The organism is Rossellomorea sp. SC111, from assembly GCF_024733565.1.
Classification (GTDB): Bacteria; Bacillota; Bacilli; order Bacillales; family Bacillaceae_B; genus Rossellomorea.
Map to the genome: position 1 here is coordinate 126,161 of NZ_JANIOC010000009.1, position 21,462 is coordinate 147,622.

The 21,462-nt window shown below is 46.3% G+C and carries 21 protein-coding genes; 2 read left to right on the plus strand and 19 right to left on the minus strand.

The features are described from left to right. Positions 1-6: 6 nt before the first annotated feature. The 8 genes from NQ095_RS13400 to NQ095_RS13435 form a co-directional block, all read right to left on the minus strand. Positions 7-183, minus strand: a complete 177-nt coding sequence (locus NQ095_RS13400; protein ID WP_258263971.1) for a hypothetical protein — start codon at positions 181-183, stop codon at positions 7-9. Between the two features lie 61 nt (positions 184-244). After that, positions 245-1,114, minus strand: coding sequence for an aminoglycoside phosphotransferase family protein (locus tag NQ095_RS13405; RefSeq protein WP_258263972.1), 870 nt, complete (start codon positions 1,112-1,114; stop codon positions 245-247). Between the two features lie 24 nt (positions 1,115-1,138). Then, positions 1,139-1,969: a P-loop NTPase family protein gene (locus tag NQ095_RS13410; RefSeq protein ID WP_258263973.1), complete on the minus strand. Its 831-nt coding sequence runs from the start codon at positions 1,967-1,969 to the stop codon at positions 1,139-1,141. 14 nt (positions 1,970-1,983) lie between these two features. Continuing rightward, on the minus strand, positions 1,984-2,115 hold the full coding sequence (locus tag NQ095_RS13415) for a hypothetical protein (protein ID WP_258263974.1): 132 nt from the start codon (positions 2,113-2,115) through the stop codon (positions 1,984-1,986). Positions 2,116-2,127: 12 nt separating this feature from the next. Continuing rightward, the gene (locus tag NQ095_RS13420) at positions 2,128-2,382 is read right to left on the minus strand and encodes a hypothetical protein (RefSeq protein WP_258263975.1); all 255 of its coding nucleotides are present in this window, start codon (positions 2,380-2,382) and stop codon (positions 2,128-2,130) included. 123 nt (positions 2,383-2,505) lie between these two features. Further along, a complete protein-coding gene (locus tag NQ095_RS13425; protein WP_258263976.1) occupies positions 2,506-4,005 on the minus strand; it encodes a malate:quinone oxidoreductase in 1,500 nt (499 codons plus the stop codon). A gap of 404 nt (positions 4,006-4,409) precedes the next feature. Next, on the minus strand, positions 4,410-6,818 hold the full coding sequence (locus NQ095_RS13430) for an MMPL family transporter (protein ID WP_258263977.1): 2,409 nt from the start codon (positions 6,816-6,818) through the stop codon (positions 4,410-4,412). Then, positions 6,815-7,267: a MarR family winged helix-turn-helix transcriptional regulator gene (locus tag NQ095_RS13435; RefSeq protein WP_258263978.1), complete on the minus strand. Its 453-nt coding sequence runs from the start codon at positions 7,265-7,267 to the stop codon at positions 6,815-6,817. Before NQ095_RS13435 ends, NQ095_RS13430 begins: the two co-directional genes overlap by 4 nt. 189 nt (positions 7,268-7,456) lie before the next feature. Between NQ095_RS13435 and NQ095_RS13440 the strand changes: the two genes are divergently transcribed. Continuing rightward, positions 7,457-8,149, plus strand: a complete 693-nt coding sequence (locus NQ095_RS13440) for a GntR family transcriptional regulator (protein WP_258263979.1) — start codon at positions 7,457-7,459, stop codon at positions 8,147-8,149. Next, complete coding sequence (locus NQ095_RS13445) at positions 8,146-8,763, plus strand: sterol desaturase family protein (RefSeq protein ID WP_258263980.1); 618 nt, start codon at positions 8,146-8,148, stop codon at positions 8,761-8,763. Before NQ095_RS13440 ends, NQ095_RS13445 begins: the two co-directional genes overlap by 4 nt. Positions 8,764-8,803: 40 nt before the next feature. Here the strand turns inward: NQ095_RS13445 and NQ095_RS13450 are convergent, their stop codons facing one another. The 11 genes from NQ095_RS13450 to NQ095_RS13500 all read right to left on the minus strand — a co-directional run bounded on the left by NQ095_RS13450 (position 8,804) and on the right by NQ095_RS13500 (position 21,424). Then, the gene (locus NQ095_RS13450; RefSeq protein ID WP_258263981.1) at positions 8,804-9,895 is read right to left on the minus strand and encodes an ABC transporter permease; all 1,092 of its coding nucleotides are present in this window, start codon (positions 9,893-9,895) and stop codon (positions 8,804-8,806) included. Further along, entirely contained in the window at positions 9,892-10,818 is a 927-nt protein-coding gene (locus NQ095_RS13455; RefSeq protein WP_258263982.1) for an ABC transporter ATP-binding protein, read from the minus strand. Before NQ095_RS13455 ends, NQ095_RS13450 begins: the two co-directional genes overlap by 4 nt. A 60-nt stretch (positions 10,819-10,878) precedes the next feature. Beyond that, a complete protein-coding gene (locus NQ095_RS13460) occupies positions 10,879-11,307 on the minus strand; it encodes a DUF6526 family protein (RefSeq protein ID WP_258263983.1) in 429 nt (142 codons plus the stop codon). A gap of 450 nt (positions 11,308-11,757) precedes the next feature. Next, positions 11,758-12,228 (minus strand): hypothetical protein, encoded by a 471-nt coding sequence (locus NQ095_RS13465; RefSeq protein ID WP_258263984.1) that lies wholly within the window; start codon positions 12,226-12,228, stop codon positions 11,758-11,760. A gap of 129 nt (positions 12,229-12,357) precedes the next feature. Continuing rightward, positions 12,358-13,410 (minus strand): D-xylose ABC transporter substrate-binding protein, encoded by a 1,053-nt coding sequence (gene xylF / locus NQ095_RS13470; RefSeq protein WP_258263985.1) that lies wholly within the window; start codon positions 13,408-13,410, stop codon positions 12,358-12,360. A gap of 15 nt (positions 13,411-13,425) precedes the next feature. Continuing rightward, positions 13,426-14,946 (minus strand): response regulator, encoded by a 1,521-nt coding sequence (locus NQ095_RS13475; RefSeq protein ID WP_258263986.1) that lies wholly within the window; start codon positions 14,944-14,946, stop codon positions 13,426-13,428. Further along, complete coding sequence (locus tag NQ095_RS13480; RefSeq protein ID WP_258263987.1) at positions 14,921-16,381, minus strand: sensor histidine kinase; 1,461 nt, start codon at positions 16,379-16,381, stop codon at positions 14,921-14,923. The genes NQ095_RS13475 and NQ095_RS13480 overlap by 26 nt, the downstream gene beginning before the upstream one ends. Beyond that, entirely contained in the window at positions 16,378-17,358 is a 981-nt protein-coding gene (locus tag NQ095_RS13485; RefSeq protein WP_258263988.1) for a sugar ABC transporter substrate-binding protein, read from the minus strand. Before NQ095_RS13485 ends, NQ095_RS13480 begins: the two co-directional genes overlap by 4 nt. Before the next feature lie 163 nt (positions 17,359-17,521). Further along, positions 17,522-18,694, minus strand: a complete 1,173-nt coding sequence (locus tag NQ095_RS13490) for a sugar ABC transporter permease (protein WP_258263989.1) — start codon at positions 18,692-18,694, stop codon at positions 17,522-17,524. Positions 18,695-18,708: 14 nt separating this feature from the next. After that, positions 18,709-20,229 (minus strand): sugar ABC transporter ATP-binding protein, encoded by a 1,521-nt coding sequence (locus NQ095_RS13495; protein ID WP_258263990.1) that lies wholly within the window; start codon positions 20,227-20,229, stop codon positions 18,709-18,711. Positions 20,230-20,305: 76 nt separating this feature from the next. Next, positions 20,306-21,424 carry a sugar ABC transporter substrate-binding protein gene (locus NQ095_RS13500; protein ID WP_258263991.1) on the minus strand — a complete coding sequence of 373 codons (1,119 nt, stop codon included), beginning with the start codon at positions 21,422-21,424 and terminating at the stop codon, positions 20,306-20,308. Positions 21,425-21,462: the final 38 nt, after the last annotated feature.

The window sequence follows — 21,462 nt, forward strand, 5'->3', positions numbered from 1 at the left end:
AGCCGCCTACTGACTTTCACTATTCTGGTTGTCTAACTTATGATTAATCTCATGCAAAAGGTACAACCCTCTCATCAAACAACCCGTAATGATCCCAAAACCAACCGCCAGGCCGAATACATGTAATGGAATCAATAAAAATCCAATAATGGAGGCTGTAAGGATTAGAAATAATAAGAACAATATACTCCCTCCAATTTATTTCTTTATGTAGGGTATTGCATTAACCCGTAGGTGCGATTCCTTACTTTTCCCTTAATGTTTGCAAATACAAAAACCGATCAAGTGCCTTCTCCCAGTTCACATCTAGTTCCTCTTTCACTGCATACACCAACTCATGAAAAACCGGCTGAAGTCCGTAAAAGTTCTCTACTCGTTTGAATATTTCTTCCTTATCTACTGCCTTGTAGTGAGACAAAACTTCCTTTGTCACACCGGGTCCATAAGACCAATACAATCCCGCAAAATCGAAGGCAGGATCTCCCCATTGGGCATCTGTGAAATCAATGACACCACTCACCATACCCGTTTCAGGGTCACATAGAATATTGGCAGTCGTTAGATCGCCATGAATAACGGCAAGGTTTACCGATTCGTATTTGGTCAGGAACTCCCCGAAAAAATCCAGGACGACCGTTTTCTGCGCTGTGGCCAGATGTGGAAACACATATGTCCGGACCTTCAGAAATAATTCTTTCCAGTATTCTTTCGTGTGATGTGTCTTGAGATTCGGCAAATCCGATTTTCTTATGCTGTGCAGCTTGGTCAGAAAATCCCCGAGTAACACTGAACTTTGATGCTTAGGGGGTGTAAACCCTCCAAGGACTACACCTTCAAGGTAAGGATATTTCACCCCTGCCATCTTCCCATTTATGTGAATGAGCTCATATCGGGGGATTTCAAGCATCGGTGCCTTTGCTGCCAAATGTTTCAGCAAAGCGGTCTCATTCACTACTTTTGCCGCTATTTCTCTTGTCTTCGGAAATCTGAATACGGTTTCTTCGTTTATGACAAGGATGTCATTGTCCCAACCGTTACCAAAGGTATCTAGTTTAAAGATTTGATCACTTGGGATCGTTTCATTCACAATTTGCAGCATTTGTTGGGTGTTCAATGATCGCTCCCCCGTTTCCTCCATTTACGATAGACGAAAAGATATAGCTTCTTTGATTCTCTTATAATACATTTCCCAGTCCCCTTCACCATTTTCAACAAGTTCACGACTGATCGGTAAATCCTCAAGGATGCTTAACTCCTGATTTTTTCGCATCTCAAGATACTCGACCAATCCTAGATAACCCTTCAACCCATTCGCCTTCCCATACCCTTGATTCACATGATACTCCGTAAAGAACTCACGCCACTCCTGACTTCGCTCCTTATAGACATGATGGAAGGATTGTTCAACGTTGTCCTGATAAAAGTAGATTAGCAGAGGGTTCATTGGTGAGATCAACGAGCTGATTTTCTTTAGATAGTTTTCCAACCTCTTTGGTTCCGCATTATGCATGGCAATGAACTTGGTAAATGGATTCTGCAGGAAACAGCATTCAAATATGTATACTTCATCACTAAATTCCGTTTTTTCCACGAATTCTTTCCAATAGTGATACGAAACCTCTTCGAACGTGTCGAGATTCAATTCGTAGACATCATAAGAAGCCAATTGATCGGTAAGCGAAGAATCAACATTTGTAAGCTGACCGTATGAAATATAATAATGATGGCCCTTCTTTTCTGCAGCCTCTTGGATCGTCTCCCGATGTTCAGAGAACCTTTCCAGTATGTTGTTGAACTGATCCTCATCTAAACAAGCTGTCGATTCATAATCAGCAGGATGACGACTATCCCCTTCTTGAAAGAGCTTAGCCGTGATGCCTTCACTTTCTAAATATTCTTTAATGAAATGGGCCGTGGTTGACTTGCCAGACCCCGGTATCCCTTCGACGATAATAAGATTCGATTTCAAACTTGCTCCTCTTTTCATTCTAACTTGTTCTTTTCCTTCATTTCCTCCAACAACTCCACAATCCGTCCATTCGATTTATTCATTTTCCTCACCTGAATTTCAATCGAGAAAAGGGTGACGAGTGCTAAAATTCCAACTATGATCATGATTTATTCTCCCTAAAACAATATTTCTATATATGGTGTGACAAGTCCTATCAACATGACCAGGGCTACTGCCAAATAAGCAAATCCCGGCTTCCGATCCTTATCATTTTCTATCATCTTTTCTATCCCGAATAGCAAAAACATCAAAGCTAAACATGTTAGAATGCTATTACTCGAAAAATCGAGATTCCCAATAAAGAAGTGATAGAATCCAGCACCACATGCTAAAAGAGCAAGGAGAACGTTTACCTTTTTCAATACGTACAATCGAATCCCCTCCTAACACTCCCTTATTTTACCACTAACGGACCTTTTCTTGGGTTGGATCCCGGAATTTTTACCACAAAAAAATACCCTGCGAACATCCACAGGGCATTCCTTCTTATTCACTTAGCTATACGCAACCTCTTTATCCCTCAAACCCAACGCCTTCGCAGTTGACGTATGAATCTCCCTGAAGAGTTCAGGATTTTCACTTAATGCCACTCCATAGGATGGGATCATTTCTTTGATCTTCGGCTCCCATTCTTTCATGTGCTGCGGGAAGCATTTGTCCAATACTTCCAGCATGACGTGAACGGCTGTGGAAGCACCCGGAGATGCCCCAAGGAGTGCAGCGACGGAGCCATCGGAGGAACTGACCACTTCTGTACCGAACTGAAGGGTTCCTTTGCCTGCTTCAGTGTCCTTGATGACCTGCACACGCTGGCCGGCTACGACGATATCCCAGTCTTCGCTCTTGGCGTTCGGAATGAATTCGCGTAATTCTTCCATGCGTTTCTCATTGGACAGGAGAACCTGCTGGATCAGATACTTCGTCAACCCCATTTCCTTTACTCCTGCTGCAAGCATGGTAAAAAGATTATTCGGTTTGACCGATGTGATCAAATCCATATTCGATCCCGCCTTCAGGAACTTCGGTGAGAACCCGGCAAATGGTCCGAACAGAAGGGATTTCTTGTTATCGATGTAACGGGTGTCAAGATGCGGAACCGACATCGGAGGAGCTCCGACCTTCGCTTTCCCATAGACTTTCCCGTGATGCTGAGCGATGACTTCAGGGTTATTGCACACCATGAAGAGTCCCGATACAGGGAATCCACCGATTTGCTTCGACTCAGGGATACCTGTTTTTTGCAATAACGGAAGACTTCCGCCACCGCCACCGATAAAGACGAACTTCGCCGTATGATATTCCATCTTGATGCCATCGATATCATGGACCTTCACTTCCCATGAACCGTCGGATTTGCGTTTAATATCTTCCACACTATGGTTGTAGTTGATCTCGACGCCTTTATCATTCAAATAGTCGAACATTTTGCGGGTCAATGCCCCGAAGTTGACGTCCGTCCCTGAATCGATCTTCGTCGCTGCGATTGGTTCCTCCGATTCACGGCCCTCCATGATCAGCGGAATCCATTCCTTCAATTTCTCGGGATTATCGGAGAATTCCATGCCTTCGAAGAGAGGACTTTCTGACAGCGCTTCCAAACGTTTTTTCAGAAACTCCACATTTTCTTCACCTTGAACCATGCTCATATGCGGGATCGGCATGATGAAGTCCTGCGGTTGACCAATGAGATTGCGGTTGACGAGATAAGACCAGAATTGTCGTGACAGTTGGAACTGTTCATTGACCTTGATTGCTTTCGTAATGTCTATAGATCCATCAGGCTTTTCGGATGTATAGTTGAGCTCGCATAGTGCAGAATGTCCAGTTCCGGCATTGTTCCATTCGTTCGAGCTTTCTTCTCCAGGCTTCGCGAGCTTTTCAAACACTGTGATTTCCCATTCCGGTGCCAACTCTTTCAGGATCACCCCTAAAGTCGCACTCATGACACCAGCACCAATTAAGATAACATCTGTTTTCTTCTGTAAGCTGCTCATTATAACCTTCCTCATCCACTATATTTGCAGGCGCTTTCAACCCAGCACCTTCATGTGTCTAAAAAAAACCATACCATCTTCTATTATAATGATTCATAGGGTAAAATATCTAGTATTATCTGATTATTATAAACTATTTTATGAAAAAACAAAAGTGAAAATAGTGGCATGAATGCTTGGTGATAAAGGTTTGGAAGTACCTTCACACCCTCTGAACCCTTATATGTCAAAGGGAAACCCGACAACATCAGTAGAGATTCTGATTAGTTTTTCAGAAAAATATTTTTTTCTATTAATCGAACTAAAATTCAGATTATTTCGCCTGTTTTTCACTTCGTTTTTGTCTGAACTAGTCTTTCACTCAAAAGACAGCCCGCTCTATTTTAGAACGGGCTGCTATCAATCTACTTCTCCTTCTTCGGTCGGAACGGCCACCAGACCCCGTTACCGAATGACACGGTCATGGCCGGTATCAATAGTGGCAGGACGATCAGTCCATATAGAAGCAGCCCGGTTATGACGATTGTCGCGATCTGCACAAGACTGAGTACGCCCGATGGTACCATGGCCCCGAATGTACCTGCGAGGATGATGGCTGCCGTGATGATGACGGTTCCCATCTTCGCCATGGATGCTTTGATGGCGTCAGTCACCGTCATACCCCCTGCTGATTGTTCCCGGAAACGGTCCATGAGGAAGATCGAGTAGTCGACCCCAAGTGCCACGAGCATGACGAATCCGAAGAAAGGAACGGCCCAGCTGATGCCGTCATATCCAAGTCCCTCCACGAAGATCCACTCGGCTACGGCCACAGACGTGAAGTACGTCAGAAGCAGGGATCCAATCATGTAAAGCGGCATGATGAAGGAACGGAACAGGATTGCGAGGACCACAAACAAACTAATGAGCATGATCGTCACCGTCTGGGTGAAGTCACTCGTTGAAATATCACTCAGGTCACGGTTGATGCTTGAGACTCCTCCGATGGCGACCTCGGTATCTTCAAGAGGCGTATCCTTGATGACCCGTTCCGTCGTTTCATTGATCCGGTCCACGGTGTCGATGGCTTCCGGTGAATACGGATTATCGGACAGGATGACTTCAAGCTTCAACCCTTTTTCTTCTCCAAAAGAATACCGGTCGATCACTTGGGCAAATTCTTTATTTTCCAATGTACCCGGCGGTAAGTATAACCCGGTATCGCGGATGGTCTCGCTGTCACTCATCCCCTGAAGCTGATCTCCGGCCTGATTCAATCCGTCTGTGATCTGGTTCAGACCGTCCAGTGGACTCGGCGCACCCGGTTGCGGAGCCTGACCCTGACCGGCCATGGCTGCCTGCTGGCTGAGTCCTTTCACAGCTTGATCAAGACCATCAGCTGCCCCGTTCACCCCTTCAGCGATCTTTCCTAGCTGATAGTCCGCATTGAATTCTTCGATCGCATCGCCGGCAGGACGTGTGATGGAGCGGACGCTCTTCACCCCGTCGACTTTCGCTAGCTCACGGCTCAGCTTTTCAACATAAGGAACGGTATCTTCGGTCACAAGCTTCTCATCACTTGAAAGCAGGACCTGCACCGGCAAGGAATCTCCTTGACCAAAACCGTCTTCTATTGCTTGTAGACCTTTGACGGAATCATAGCTGTCCCCGATTTCATCCACCGTGTTGAATGAAAGCGCATCGTCGTATGTGAATAACAACGGAACCGTAATGATCGCCACTACTGCCATGGATAACAGTGGGCGATTGACAGAAAGCTTGCCCATCCATGCCCATAACTTACTATCATTGTGAGATACGGATTTCTTCGATGGCCAGAATAATTTTTCCTTCAAAGTGGCCATAAAGAACGGCATGACCGTACTTAACACTAATAGCAGCACTGCAATTCCAACCGCCACGGCCACGGCTGATTTAAAGATCGGGAAGTCGGCAAAACCGATGGCGAAGAATCCGATGAACACGGCGAGTCCGCTTATATAAAGCGTACGGCCCGCCGTCTTATACGTGCGGATGATCGCTTCATTAATGGGCTGACCCGCTCCCAGCTCTTCCTTGAACCGACTCAGTAACAGGATGCAATAATCCGTCCCGATCCCGAACAGGATGGCCACAAGGAAGATTTGCGTGTAGTTCGATACAGGAAACCCAAACCAGTCGATGAAAAATGCGACAATCGATTGACTGAGTAAATACGTGATCCCTACGGCTACAAGGGGAATCAGTGGTGTGACGATGGAACGGAAAACGGCTAATAATAAGGCAAAAATCAATACGACCGTAATAATTTCCGTCCGCTTCAATCCTTCCTGCGCGCTCAGGTTCACATCATTATTAATGATGGCTTCCCCTGTCAGGTACACGGATGACTGTCCTTTGAGAATATCTGATTTTATAGCGTCAGCCAGCTCTACGACTTCCTCCTGTGAACCATCGACCGTGATGGGCACGAGAACAGTCTTTTCATCTTCTGAGACGAGCTGATTTTCCAGTTCCTCGCTTTCAAACGGATCGAGGACCGAACTGACAGGATTTCCGAGCTGCTTCAATTCCTCTACATTCGACGCGATGTCTTTCTTCGCCGAATCAGTCAATGCTTCATCCAGTGAGTACACCACGGAGATTGTTTCATCCCCTGCCCCGGCGTCATTCAGCATTTCCATGGCTTTCTTTGATGCGGCGTCATCCGGAAGCTGGAACGTTCCCGCATCCTCTGCCTGCTTTGTGAGGTTCGGTGAAATGACAAATAATAATATCGTTATGATGAGCAGACCAATCGTAACCGGCCACTTAAATTTGATGATTGATTTCATCCTTTTTCACCCTCCAATTTCAAGATCGATCTGATCTTCCTGAACATCGTCAGGAATTGATCCAGTTCCTCGTCCTTCACATGATCGGCAAATAAATCTTCGATATAGGCATAAACCGCATGATCGGACTCGGTTACGACCCGGCGACCTTCATCGGTGAGGCATACAAGCTTGGTACGCTGATCTCCTTCAGCCTTCACGATTACGATGAGGCCTTTCTCCTCAAGCCTCTTCAGACGGTTCGAAATCGCACTCTTATGGACCCCCTGGAGCTCGGCGATCATCCCCCCTGCAAGCGGACCATTCTTATTGACAAGCTTCAGCACCTGGATCTGTTCAGGAGAATATTCCTGCCACACATCAGCTTTAACATTCTTAAGCACCCGATCTGTCCCGAACACCATGACATCCTCGAACAGTTCGACTGCTTCAATTAATCGCTTATCCAACTAGTTGACCCCCTAAACTATATATTCTAATTTATAGTTTAGGGGGTCAACTATACGGAGTCAAGAAATAAGGTGTTTAAAAAAGTAACATTATTAAATTTCAGAATTTATTGACAAATACCATTGATAGAGTCATATAATGGTATTACCATATTATAAAATTGGTATTACCAATCAGGAGGTACCACAATGAAAGAACGTTCTTCCGACCTCATCGCCCGTGACATTACCCGTTCCATACTGGGCGGGGAACTGAAGATTCAGGAACCCCTTCAATCAGAAAGAGATTTGGCGGCTCATTACAAAGTCGGTCGCCCCACCATCCGCGAAGCCTTGCTGCGCTTGGAACAGGACGGCTGGATCACGAGCCGGAAGGGAATGCCCTCTGTCGTGAATGATTACTGGAAACAGGGAAACTTGATGACGATCGTCACGATCCTTCAGCACAAAGATGAAATTCCGGATGAATTCATCGTTTATATGCTCGAGCTGCGCGTTTCCATCACCCCCACATATTTCAGGGATGCTTTGGAGAATAACAAACTGAAGGTCATATCCCTCTTCGCTCCGTTTGAAGATATAGATGACACAGCTGTAACGTATGCGGAATTCGACTGGTATATCCAGCACGGGGTTGCCATGCTTTCTCCGAATCCTATTTACCTCTTGATCCTGAACAGCTTTAAGGATGTGTATATCAGGATGGCGGAGAAATATTTCAGCGTTTCCACACACCGCGCCGCTTCACGGAATTATTACGAAACACTTCTTAAATCAATGTTGAAGGGGGACCTTCCACAAGCTGAACAAACTGTCCATGACATGATGGAAACGAGCATTACACTTTGGAAACAAAAAATGAATGGAGGCATGGTGAAATGAAGGAGAATCGATTGTATCGGGATTTCTTTTTACACTTGGACATTTTGATCATGATGGGTATTTTTCTTGTGGTACTTGGCTTTTTGTTCACGAAGGAGCTTTCCCTATTCAGCTTCTTATTTTTTGCCGTCGGGATCATCACTTACATGTTCAGCGAATACCTTACCCACCGCTTTCTCTTCCACATCAAGTCACCGAAGAGCCCTTTTTTACTGAATTTAATCAAGCGCCTGCATTACGATCATCATAAAAAGCCTAATGACTTGAAGCTCCTCTTTCTGCCGATCTGGTACAGCGCACCCAACCTGTTTGTCCTGTGCTTATTGTTTTACTTCATAACCGGCTCGGTGTCAATTACCCTTGCTTTCACCACCGGGATCCTCTTCATGTTCTTTGTATACGAATGGAAGCACTATATCGCTCACCGGCCCATGAAACCGAAGACACGGTTCGGGCGCTGGCTCAAAAAGACGCATATCCTCCATCACTATAAGAATGAGAACTATTGGTATGGGGTGTCCACTCCATTTGTCGATGTGTTGTTCGGAACTTATAAAGAGGGAAATGACGTGGAGATGAGTGAGACCGCGAAGGATTTGGAGAAAAGGGCATAAAAGAAGTCCAATCGTGACCCGATTGGACTTCTTTTCTATTCTATTCCCACTTAAACACATAACTGGCAAGGGCAAATCCGCCAACAAGCCACGCTCCAAGAATCAGTGTCTCCGTTCCAAGCTCCAAAAACGGCGTCCCGAGATTCATCGTTTCCCGCAGAGCGGAACTGAGGTGAGCAATCGGCAACACCTTCACGATGGGCTGGATGATGTCCGGCATATTGTTGATCGGGAAGAACACACCGCCAAGAAACAGCATCGGAAATGTTACAAAGCCCGCAATCGGCCCTGCACTTTCAGGGTTCTTCGCCATACCCGCAATGATGAAGCCGAGTGACATGAACGCCAGGGTCCCAAGGATGATGAAGAATATCATCGCAAGCCACGATCCGGCTACGTTAATATCAAAAATAAGGTCGGCAATCAGTACCACGAGCAGTGCCTGTGTTCCGTTCAGCATCAGTCGTGCCGTGATTTGGGCTGCGATGAAGGTGGATGCCTTCAGCCTCGTCCCCTGCATGCGGCGGAGGATGCCCCGTTCACGCCAGGCAGAAATCTGACCCGCCACCCCGTTCATATTGTTGCTCATGATCATCATGGCAACAATGCCGGGTACGAGGAAATCGACATAGCGGATGTTCAGTGCTTCGATTCCGACTTTTTCGACCGTCACGACAGGCTTGTAGTCGACAAGGTCCTTGCTGTATTGATCAATAATTCCGTTCACTACCGTTAGTCCAAGTTCAGCGGTTGTCAGGTTCTTCTCGTTATAGTAAACGGGAATTGAGAACGCTTCGTCTCTGTCCTTCACGTTTTCCCCGTATCCTTTCGGGATTTCGATGAGTAGCTGGATATCACCGTTTTTCACGGCTTTTTTTCCCGCTTTGACGTTATCGAATTTAGCTGTTTCAATTCCCTCATTTTTATTGAATAAGTTCTTTAAATCCTTTGACGCATCGGTTTGATCACTGTCGATCATCCCCACCGTCAGGGAAACCGAGTTCCCTCCGCCTGCGAATGAACCGAGGGCCACCATCAGGATGACCGGGAAGAGCAGGGTAAAGAACAATACTTGTTTATTTCGTGCAAATATCCGTAACTGTGCCAGTGTCAGCTGCCAATATGCTCTCATGATTCCCGCAGCCTCCTTCCTGTCATATGAATGAAGACATCCTCTAATGTCGCTTGACGCGTCTGAAGGTCTTCGATTTTCAAGTCATGCTCGGTCGATAAGGTAATCAAGGAAGTCAACGCTCTTTGCAACTCATCAGTGTAAAGCTGTACGAATGTATCCTTGATGGCGACTTCTTCGACCCCATCCATCTTCATGAACCACTCCTGTTCAGGAGGATTGTCCAAATGGAATTCGATCGTACTGGTCGACTGCAGCGTTTTCACCAGATTTCCCGGTGTATCGAGGGCGATGAGTTCCCCCTGGTCCATGATGCCGATCCGGTCGCAGAGCACATGAGCTTCATCCATATAGTGAGTTGAAAGGATCACCGTCTTCCCCCGCTCCTTTAGTCGCAGCACAATATCCCACAGCGTCCTTCTTGCCTGTGGATCCAGGCCAGTCGTCGGTTCATCGAGGAAGACGATATTTGGATCATGAATCAAAGCGAGGGCAATCGCCAGACGCTGCTTCTGCCCGCCTGATAACCCCTTGATCCGGTCCTTCCGCTTCTCCGTCAGCAGCATATCCTCGATCAATTGATCAATATCCACATTTTTCGGATAAAAGCTCGCATACAAATGAAGGATTTCCTCCACCTTGAGCAGTTCAAAGAGTGAGGTCGACTGAAGCTGAACCCCGATCACTTCCTTCACCTTATTCACCTCTTTACGCACGTCAAATCTGGCTAAGCTTGCCGTCCCTGCGTCCGGCTTCCGGAGTCCCACGAGCATCTCGATCGTCGTCGTCTTCCCTGCCCCGTTCGGTCCGAGCAATCCGAAGATCTCCCCCTTTTCCACCTGAAAACGGACTCCCTTCACTGCCGTAAAGGAACCATATCTTTTTACTAATTCTTTTACATCCACCATGATTTCGTTCGGCATAACGAGCCTCCTTCTAAAAAAACGTAACCGCCCATGAATGAGCGGTCCAATCCCTGTTGTTTATACGCGATGATGATCTGCACGCCAGTTCTGAACTGCTTTTTTAATGTCATTGGGTGTTAAGTTTTCCGCCATTGTCCGTTCGACTAACGCAGGGAACTCTTCACTCGCTGCGAATCGGAGTGCGATGATTTGCTTCAGGGATAGCTTGCTATCGAGCTCATTCCCTGTGAGACGGTAGTAACGGAAATTCTCTTCCGTGCGGATCACACGGTCCTGTACCTGAAGGGCATATGTCCTGAGCCTCACCCCGACCAGAATCAGCATAATCACCATTAGAAGCACGATAAAACTAAGTAACGTTTCCTCTCCGACATTTTTTACAAAAAACGTAATGGTCAAAATAAGGGTAACAAGGGCAGACAGCGCTATTCCTACATGGAATACCGGATCGAACTTGCTGTGATTTGCATAGTTTTGCTGTTTCATATGTACCTCCTGAGGGTTATAGGTTCATTATATACCAGATGGATGAGGGATTGTGTAAAGTGCCTCACTTAGACATCATATTCGGAGGTTGGGCAGGGTATGATGAGTGCTTTTTGTAGCGGAGTATGGTAGTTTTATAAAAATTGGCATTATATGTTAATAGACGCAAATAATGAAAAAATGACGCAATTACCATCAAGTGACACCTTTCTCTTCCCTCATCCCCCTCTAGATCCAGTTCCCTCAACTCTCTTTTTCTAGCAATTACATAATGATGGACTTCAATGATGCCATATATCATTCTAAAATGGCAAAATACTAGTCTTTCTGAACATTCAAAGCCTCCTTATACTTAAAGCACTTCCCTCTTAATCACCCTGCTGACTCAAGGGGACACTCTTCCAAACCACACCACATCAAAATAAAAAAGCACCCAAATCCGGATGCTCTTCACTCTTTCATAGAAGCCCTGGCCTTATTTATTTTATATTCCGAGACCTGCACGATTCCAATCGCATCCTCTTCCCCGTCACACCCCTGCAACGAAATGAATCCGCTTTTCTCTTCGATTCCGTCGCATACCGCCTGACTCTTTTCTTCCCCGGTCCCTGTCTTTACTACATAATTCACTTTACTTCCATCATACGTTATTTCATTGACACTTATCTGGTTGTTGAAAAAGTTGGATACCGTCACTTCAGACTCTTTCTTCTCCTGTACCCCATCTACAAAACGCAGTAGTTTGTCCAGATTGGTTACTTCCCCTTCTTCATCGACCAGCGTGTCGCCATTGTCCGTCGCTTCCTTCACGGTGTATGCATCTGCCTGTTCTGAATTCGAACATCCTGCAAAGAGGATAGAACCAGTCAAGAACATAAAAGCCATTTTTCCCACGATTTTCCCATCTCCCATCACATTCATTTATGTTGAGTATAACGGAATTGGAAAAATTATGAAAGTTCTATTTGTAAGGTTTATTTCCTTTTCCCAATGAGAGATACGAGTTTTCGTCTGTTTCCTTTAAAAAATTTAAGCACCCTCTCCCATGGATCACTTATACACATCCTCCCGCGAATGAAAACCGTCAGCGATAATGGTGCGATCGAGGTTCTCCCGGTTTACGGCAATGGGTTCAAGGAGGACGGATGGCACTTCGATCTTACCATTGTTGATTTTTTTATCGGTGTCGATGTATTCGTTTTTGGCGAGTGCGATGGCAAGGGATGCCGCTTCATGGGCAAGGGTGTTGATCGGTTTGTAGACCGTCATGGTTTGGGTGCCCTGAACGATCCTTTGAGCGGCGGCTAGCTCTGCGTCCTGTCCGGCGATGGGGACTTTCCTTTCGAGCCCTGCTTCTTCCAGTGCCTTCAATGCCATTCCGGCGGTTGCATCATTTGCTGCAATGACCGCGTCTATTTCATTGTGGTTGGCTTTAAGCGCTTCTTTCATATTGGTATAGGCGTTTACGGGCAGCCAGTTATCTGTCCATTGATCATAGACTATCTGGATATCCCCTTGGTCAATTAAAGAGTCCAATACGCTGAAGACACCTTTTTTCATCAGGTGGGCATTGTAGTCTGTATCGGCCCCTCCAATGTATACATACTTACCATTCGGTACACGTTCTGTAAGTGCCTTTGCCTGAAGCTCCCCTACCCGTTCGTTATCAAATGAGACATACAGATCGATGTCGGCGTTTTTCACAAGCCGGTCATACGAAACCACCTTGATGCCGGCGCGGTGGGCTTTCTGCACGATTGCCGCCGCGGCTTCCGCGTTATAAGGAACGATGACGAGTACATCGATTCCCTGACTGATCAACGTTTCCGCCTGAAGGACTTGAAGGGCATCGTTTCCTCTTGCCTCCATGATCTCCACTTCCGCTCCCAGGTCTTCAACGGCCTGTTTGAATAAATCACGATCCCTCACCCATCGTTCCTCCTCGAGTGTGTCCATGGAGAATCCGATCTTCACGACGTCGGGAGAGGCTTTCTCTTCTTCTTTATGCACCTGTTCGACGGGTTCCCTCTGCACGCATGCAGCCAGAACCAGCCCAATGATCATTATCCAGCCTATGTTTATCCGTTTCTTCCAATGGGCCATGGCGCCTCTTCCCCTTTATGCATGTTGGCCAAGCAATGTCTTTCGGTACTCTTTTGGAGAATTATGGGTCATTTTCTTAAAGACCTTGCTGAAATAATTCGGATCATGATATCCGACTTCGAAGGTGATTTCCTTTATACTTTTCTCCATGTCCCCAAGCAGTGCTTTCGCCTTCTCCATACGGCACTCTGTCAGGAAATCGATGTAGTTGACTCCTTGTTTCTCCTTGAACATCTTACTGATATAAATAGGGCTGAGGTTCACTTTTTGTGCAAGGGTATCCAATGAGATGTCCTGATGGGAATGATCTTTGATGAATTGTTTGATTAGTTGGAACGTATCGCTCTCCATTCGGTTGAATCGCTCTGTATAAGAGTCCTTCATCCCGCTCATGAGACGCTCGGTTTCTTCCCGTAGCTGGCGGTAATCCATCGGCTGTACCGCAAAAAGCGGCGTGGCCGTTTCGACACCGCATTCACTCAAAGTCCGGGAAATCATCCACAGTACCTCCAAAGTCCGTTGCTGGGTGTAAACGAGGGGCGTCCTTTCTTTCTCTAATAATGTGAAAGAATTCATGATCCTGGCATGCACCTGATCCCACTTCCCCTGTCTGATTTTTTCCATTAAGTCCTTTTGATCCATCATTGCCTGTTCCCGTTTCCCGGGCTCCAGGGGGATTTCTTCGAAAAAACGGTATTTCTTTCGCACCTGTGTATCGACAGTGGCAAGCATCGCTTCCTGATAGGAATGACGCACTTGATCCATTGAATGATACACCTTTCCGATCCCGATGAACCATTCCTTTTCATTGGCAAGTGAAAGCAGTTCCCTTGCCAAGCTGGTTGCCTGGGACCTGTAGGTTGTCGAAGGCTGCCTGAACACAATGATGGGGAGCTGCCTGCCGTACAACGCTCCGGTCCATCCACTATGCAACACTTTCTTCCGGATGGCTGAGTACTGTTTTTCTCCTCCTTCAGGAAGGTGCAGGACCATCACGAACATTTCCTCCGACGAAGGGATTTCGATCATGTCCATGAGCATATTGACATGAACATCATGGACGTGATCGAATAATAATTGTGTGACCACATCGGTTTCCACCAGCATCTGTGTCTTTTGCCATTTTTCCTTCTGTTGCAAGGCTTCTACATACCGCTTTCGCTCTTGTTCAATCTGTTCGAACACCTTGCTGATCGTATGGACAATCTCAGAAGCTTTGCTCGGCTTCAGTATATAGTCCTTGACGCCGAGCTTGATGGCTGCCTTCATGTACGAAAAGGTATCATAGGCCGTCACCATGATGAATTTGATATGGGGATGTTCCCCGTTGATGATTTCCATCGCCTCGAGACCATTCATGACGGGCATTTTAATATCCATCAAGATCAGATCAGGAGAATATTCCTTTGCCATCTCCACAGCCATCATCCCGTTCTTCGCCTGTTGAACGTCAAGTCCGGGGAAATTCTTCTGTAAAATCGTCTGCATGCCATCACGTTCCAACTGCTCATCATCCACTATGAGAAGCTTGATCATCCGTATCTGCTCCTTCCCTTTTAATCCTCAGCGAAATTTTAGTACCCTTGCCCTCTTCACTTTCAATCCGAAGGACATCTTCAAACCCATAAAATAATTGAAGACGCTTTACCACATTGCTAAAGCCAATCCCGGTTGAATGACTCTCAGGGGACCCTCCTTCTAGGAGGATGTGCCGCATTTTCTCCTGGGACATTCCCACGCCATCATCCTGTATCTCAACAAGGATGATGCCGTCTTCTTTGCGGACACGGAACCAGATCGTCCCTCCATCCTCTTTCGGTTCCACGGCATGAATGACGGCATTTTCAACGATGGGCTGCAGGGTCAATGCCGGGATTCGAACGTCCATGCAATCTTCATCGACTTCCATGTGCAGCTGCAATCGATTGGTGAAACGGGCTTTTTGAATGTGCATATATTGTTCCAGCACATGAATTTCATCCCTTAAGGTAACAGACCTGTTCTGTCGTTTCAGATTATACCGAAGAATCCCCGCCACGCTCACCAGGAGGTCGCTCGTTTCCTCAGATCCTTCTAAGTACGCTTTTTTTGAAAGGGTATTTAACGTATTAAATAAGAAATGCGGATTGATTTGACTCTGGAGGCTTCTAAACTGGCTTTCCTGTAAGAGAAGCTTGCTTTCCTGAAGTTCCCTTTCCAGTGCCGCTTTCTGCTTGATTTCTGAGATCAAATTATTAATATTGATCCTCATGCGGTCGAAAGTCTTCGCCAAAAAGGCGATTTCATCGCTTCCCTCCACCTTTACCTGCCGGCTGAAATTCCCCTTTGACAGTTCATTTGCGGCTCTGGTCAACTGAAAGACCGGACGTGTGATCCCGAGTGAGAACCAATATGAAGCAATCAGGAGCAGACAAGTAATGAGAAGGAGCACCCAAATCCCAAGCTTGATGACCTCCGCTGACTGTTCCATGATCCCCCTGTACATCACATTGTATGTGGTCAATTCTTTATCTATCAACGTAAGGGTCATCTCAGAGATGTAGCCAGATATCCGGTTTGCCTCGGCAAACTCCTGTGCAGAAGCTTCAGCATCCCTTTCTTTCTGGAACAGGATCAATCGGTCCGTCGTTTCTACCAGACTATCAATCAAGTGAAGATAGTTGGTCAATGTAAAGTCGTTATCCCGGTTTCGCAGGGAATTGACTCCAGACTTGGCCGATTCGACCCCTTCCTTGCTTTTCTCCAATTGTTTAAGGGTTTTATCATTGGTGTCGACCATATAGTTATTCAAGTCGTTGACAACCTGCTGACTTGCCCTTGATACTTCATTCATGTTCAGATAGCGCTTGAGAATCTCATTGTATTGCTCATGCGTTCTATAATTATAGTAAGTTAGGGCGAGCCAGATGGCGGACATGATGATCATGACCACCGTGGTGAGGGTGAGGATCTTTTTCTGGATGTTTGTCATTGGTCCTTCTCCACTTTCAACATCTTCAATTCAGTCAGATACCCTCTCTCGTCTAGAGGGACGGTTTCCCCATTCAGCCACTCTTCCATGAGACGGACGCTCATTTCGCCCATTTTCTCTGGCTCCTGCTCCACCACACCGTCGATCATCCCCCGTGATAATAGCGTCAATGATTCCGGTCCATCGTCAAAGGAATAAATGAAATACGTTTCCTCTTGAGAGCGCTTACTTATTTCATCAATCATTGCCCCGAGATTACTCGCATTGACAGAGATGAACGCATCGATATCCGGAAAGCGGTTCATGACACCCCTCGTTGTCGTAATGATCTGATCCCGGTCCCTTCCTGTTTCCCCATCCACAAGCGTGATGTCAGGGTATCCCTTCATCACATCGCGGATGCCCCTGACCCGTTCTTTCTGATAATATTCCTGATCATGATCCACCATCAGGACAATCCTGCCTCTTTCCCCCATTTTACGGATAAGCTCTTTTGCAACCAGCTTCCCTGCTTCATATTGATCAGACCCTACATATGTACGGCGCAGACTTTCCTCCATCGGAACATCGTTGGCGACCGTTATCACAGGAATCCCATTAAAGGAAGCCTTCACCTTTGTGAGCTCCTTGAATTCAGGTGTATCCGTCCCCTGGATCAGGATCCCATCGACCTTCGATTGGATGGCGATTTCAATATTTTTCAGGAACTCTTCCTGATTTTTCCCAAAACTACCCCATACTTCAATGCTCACATTTTCTTCTTTTGCCTGCCGCTTAGCACCCTTCGCTACCTTGTCCCAAAACGGTGTCTGGGTATCCTGAGTAATCAGGACGAGTCTGTGCCGATCTTCACCTGTCATCCCCATCTCCCCGGGCAGATGCGCGTCAGCTTCGAAAACTCTTTTTGCTGATAAAAATGTTAAATGACACAATATAAGAACGACCACTAAAAGGCCGACAAAACGGATCTTACGCACCCCACAAGTCCCCTTCCCCAAAGTGAAAACTCCTACTTTTATCATAGCATAGGAAAGATGTGGAAGGATCCAGCACTTTCTCATATTTTTCAATTGCCTCTTTTGATTTACTGTAAAAAAAAAAGCAGCAAGGCCGGACTCCTCAGGAATCCGGCTGCTTCGATTATCTTTTCTTGCGGGTCATCACATCAAAGATGACAGCCCCTGCAAGCACTCCTCCGCGGATCATATATTGATAGGAAATTCCGACGCCAAGGAGGTTCATTCCACTTGTCAATGAAGCCATGACGATGGCTCCGATGATGGCACCCGTAACTTTCCCGACCCCACCGGCGGAGGATACCCCTCCCACGTAAGCAGCTGCGATCGCATCCAGTTCGAATAACGTTCCGGCAGTGGTCGTGGCGGATTGAAGGCGGGATGTGAACAATATACCGGAAAGGGCAGCAAGCATCCCCATGGAACCGAAGACGATATAGGTGATTTTCTTTACGTTGATCCCGCTAAGATGAGCCGCTTCGGGATTGCTTCCCACAGCGTAAATATGGCGGCCAAGTACCGTTTTGGAAGTCAGGAAGTGATAGACGACCACCACGATCAGAATGATGATGACCGTCCAGGAAAACCCGTGATACCCCGAAAGAATCCAGGTCACATATCCGATGATGGCGGAAACGAAGACGAGCTTTAGTGTGAAAATGGGTGCAGAGATGACTTCAAACTCGTACTTGATCTTATTTCGTCTTGTAGAGAGTTCACTATAAATATATAGGATGATGCCCCCAAGCCCCACAAGCAGGGAAAGAAGATGAAGTCCGTTCACTTCCATCAGGGATGGGATAAATCCGTTTCCGATGGCATTAAAGTGATCATCCTGAATGATGATGGTGCCCGTCTTCTCCGTCACTTGAAGGAGCGCCCCTCGGAAAATAAGCATTCCGGCAAGGGTTGCTACGAAAGAGGGGATACCGATTTGAGCCACAAGCAGACCGTTGAACAACCCGACGATGGCTCCGATAATAAGAATGATCGGAATCGTAATCCAAGTAGAAAGACCCGCCTGTGTGAGCAAAATCGCTGCAATGGCCCCGAGGAATCCCGCCGCATATCCAACGGACAGATCGATATGCCGGATGACGATGACCAGGGTCATCCCGACAGCAAGCACGGCGATATAGCCTGCAGAATCCAATAGATTACTAATGTTTCTTGACGTCATGAATAAGCCGTCCGTCATAAACGTAAATGTAAGTATGATAGCGAATAGTGCAATATACATGCCGTAATCACGGATGTTGTCGCGAATCAGCATTCTCGCTTCTTGAAAGATATTCATATGTGTTTACCCCCTTATTGCGTTGCAAGTTCCATTATTTTTTCCTGATTGGCATCATCCACCTGTAATTCGCCTTTGATTTCACCCTGGGCCATGACGTATACTCGATCACTCATTCCCAGTACTTCACCGAGCTCGGAGGAAATCATGATGATGCTGAGTCCCTGTTCTATCAGCTCGTTCATCACCGTATAGATTTCGAACTTCGCCCCGACATCGATTCCCCTGGTCGGTTCATCGAGGATGAGAAGCTTCGGTCCGACGAAGAGCCATTTCCCGATGGACACTTTCTGCTGATTCCCCCCACTCAAGTTCCCTACGATCTGTTCAAGGGAAGATGCCTTGATATGAAGAGAAGAATGATAGCGTTCAGCCACTTTGATTTCTTCATTATCATTAATGATTCCTTTGGAGGATATCCCGCCTAAATTGGCAGCCGAAATATTACTTTTTATGTCTTGCAAAAGGAAAAGCCCGTCATCTTTACGGTCTTCTGTGACATAAGCGATTCCGGCTTTGATGGCATCCTTTGTATGTTTGAGTGTGGTAATATTGTCATTCCAAACAAGATTTCCTTCAAGCTTGTATGATTTCGCATTGCCGAATATGCTCAAGGCAAGCTCTGTTCGACCTGATCCCATAAGACCCGCAATTCCAACGATTTCTCCTTTTTTCACATGAAGGTCCACATTCTTGATCACCTGTCTGCCAAGCTGGGGATCATAAGCAGACCAGTTTTGAAGTTCCAAGATGGGTTCACCATGGGATTTATTCGGTCGTTTCGGATAGATATCTTCAATGGAACGGCCCACCATATTCTTTATGATGATCCCTTCCGATACTTCCTCTTTTGATGCATCCAGGGTGCAAATGGTCTTCCCATCCCTGATAACGGTCGCCTTATCGGCGATGTGAATGACTTCCTTTAATTTGTGGGAAATCATGATACATGTGATGCCTTGTTTTTTCAGGTCCTTCAGTAATTCAAGCAGATTCTCACTGTCGTCTTCATTTAACGCTGCTGTCGGTTCATCCAATATCAATAATTTCACGTCTTTGCTCAAAGCCTTCGCTATCTCGACCAGCTGGCGTTTTCCTACACTGAGGTCCCTCACAAGAGTATCGGGGTTCACATCCAGCTTCACTTTTTTCAGAAGCTTCTGCGCCTCCACGATCGTTCGGTTCCAATCAATGAAGCCGCCAAGCTTTACTTCATTCCCAGCAAAAATATTTTCATAAACGGTCAGATCCGGAAAGAGAGCCAGCTCCTGATAGATGATGGCAATTCCTGCGTTGACACTGTCACTGATTTTGTTAAATTGCTGAACGGCTCCACCGAACACGATGTCCCCGGTATACGTACCATACGGATACACTCCGCTCAGCACCTTCATTAGCGTGGATTTCCCAGCACCGTTTTCACCTATCAAACAATGAATTTCCCCTTCTTCCACTTTGAAATTCACATCGCTCAGTGCTTTGACACCCGTAAATTCCTTGGAGATATCATTCATTTCCAACAAATACTTCTTCATCACATATAACCCCCTTTAACAAAAACAATGACAATACAGGATGGCGGCGGCTTTCCGGCCACCATCCCGCTTATTGCTATTCCTTTAATCCTGTAAATTCATCCGCTTTGTAATATCCTGAATCGATCAGTTCTTCCTTGACGTTGTCTTGATCGACCACGATAACTTCCGTTTGCTTCGCTTCCACATCTTTCTTACCATTGTCATAAGAACCTGTCGTTTCAGGTGTTTTTCCATCCAGTACGTCTACGGCAATGCCCATGGCATCTGTTACAAGCGTACGTACGTCTTTGAAGACTGTCATGGACTGCTTTCCATCGACCACATATTGTACGGAAGCTTTTTCTGCATCCTGACCTGTGACAACGTAGCTGGATACTGCTTTGTCAGAAGCAAATACATCTGCGATGGAACGTGCTGTACCATCATTCGGTGCAAGAACTGCCACATTCCCCTTCATGTCAGCGCCTGCTGCTGTCAGATGTGTTTGTGCTTTGTTCTTCGCTTCGTTCGGATCCCAGTTCGTTGTGACCTGACCAAGTATTTTACTCATTTCGTCACGGCTCAACTCAGCTGTATCCTTAAGGGATTCTGCTTCGCTTGAATTCGCGATTTTGAATGTTCCATCTGCAATTTTCGGCTGAAGAACTTTCCATGCTCCTTCAAAGAACAAAAACGCATTATTGTCAGAAGCTGCACCGGCATATAGATAAAGCGGTACATCTTTGCCCTCAGCGTGATCGATCAAGTATTGTCCCTGTGCTTCGCCGACGGCTACGCTGTCAAATGTGACATAATAATCCACTGCATCTGTATTCGTAATCAGACGATCATACGAAATGACCGTAATGCCTTCCTTCTTCGCTGACTCCACGGCAGCCGCTGCTGCAGCCCCATCCTGCGGCGTGATGATCAGTACGTCGATCCCCTTATTGATCAATGTTTCTACATTTTCTTTTTCCTTGGCAGAAGAGCCCTGGCTGAACAGGATTTCCGTTGTATACTCTGAATCCTTCAACGCTTCTTTAAAGCGCTTTTCATCCTGGACCCATCTCGGTTCGTCTTTTGTCGGCAGGACGATTCCTACACTGACACCCTTCTTGCTACCCGTACTGCTACTGCTGCACGCTGCAAGCATACCCATGAAAAGAATGAGAACCATTAACATTGAAACGATTTTGACCGTCTTCCTCATTACTTACTCCCCCTTTGTTATCAAGCTCAAGGTTAATT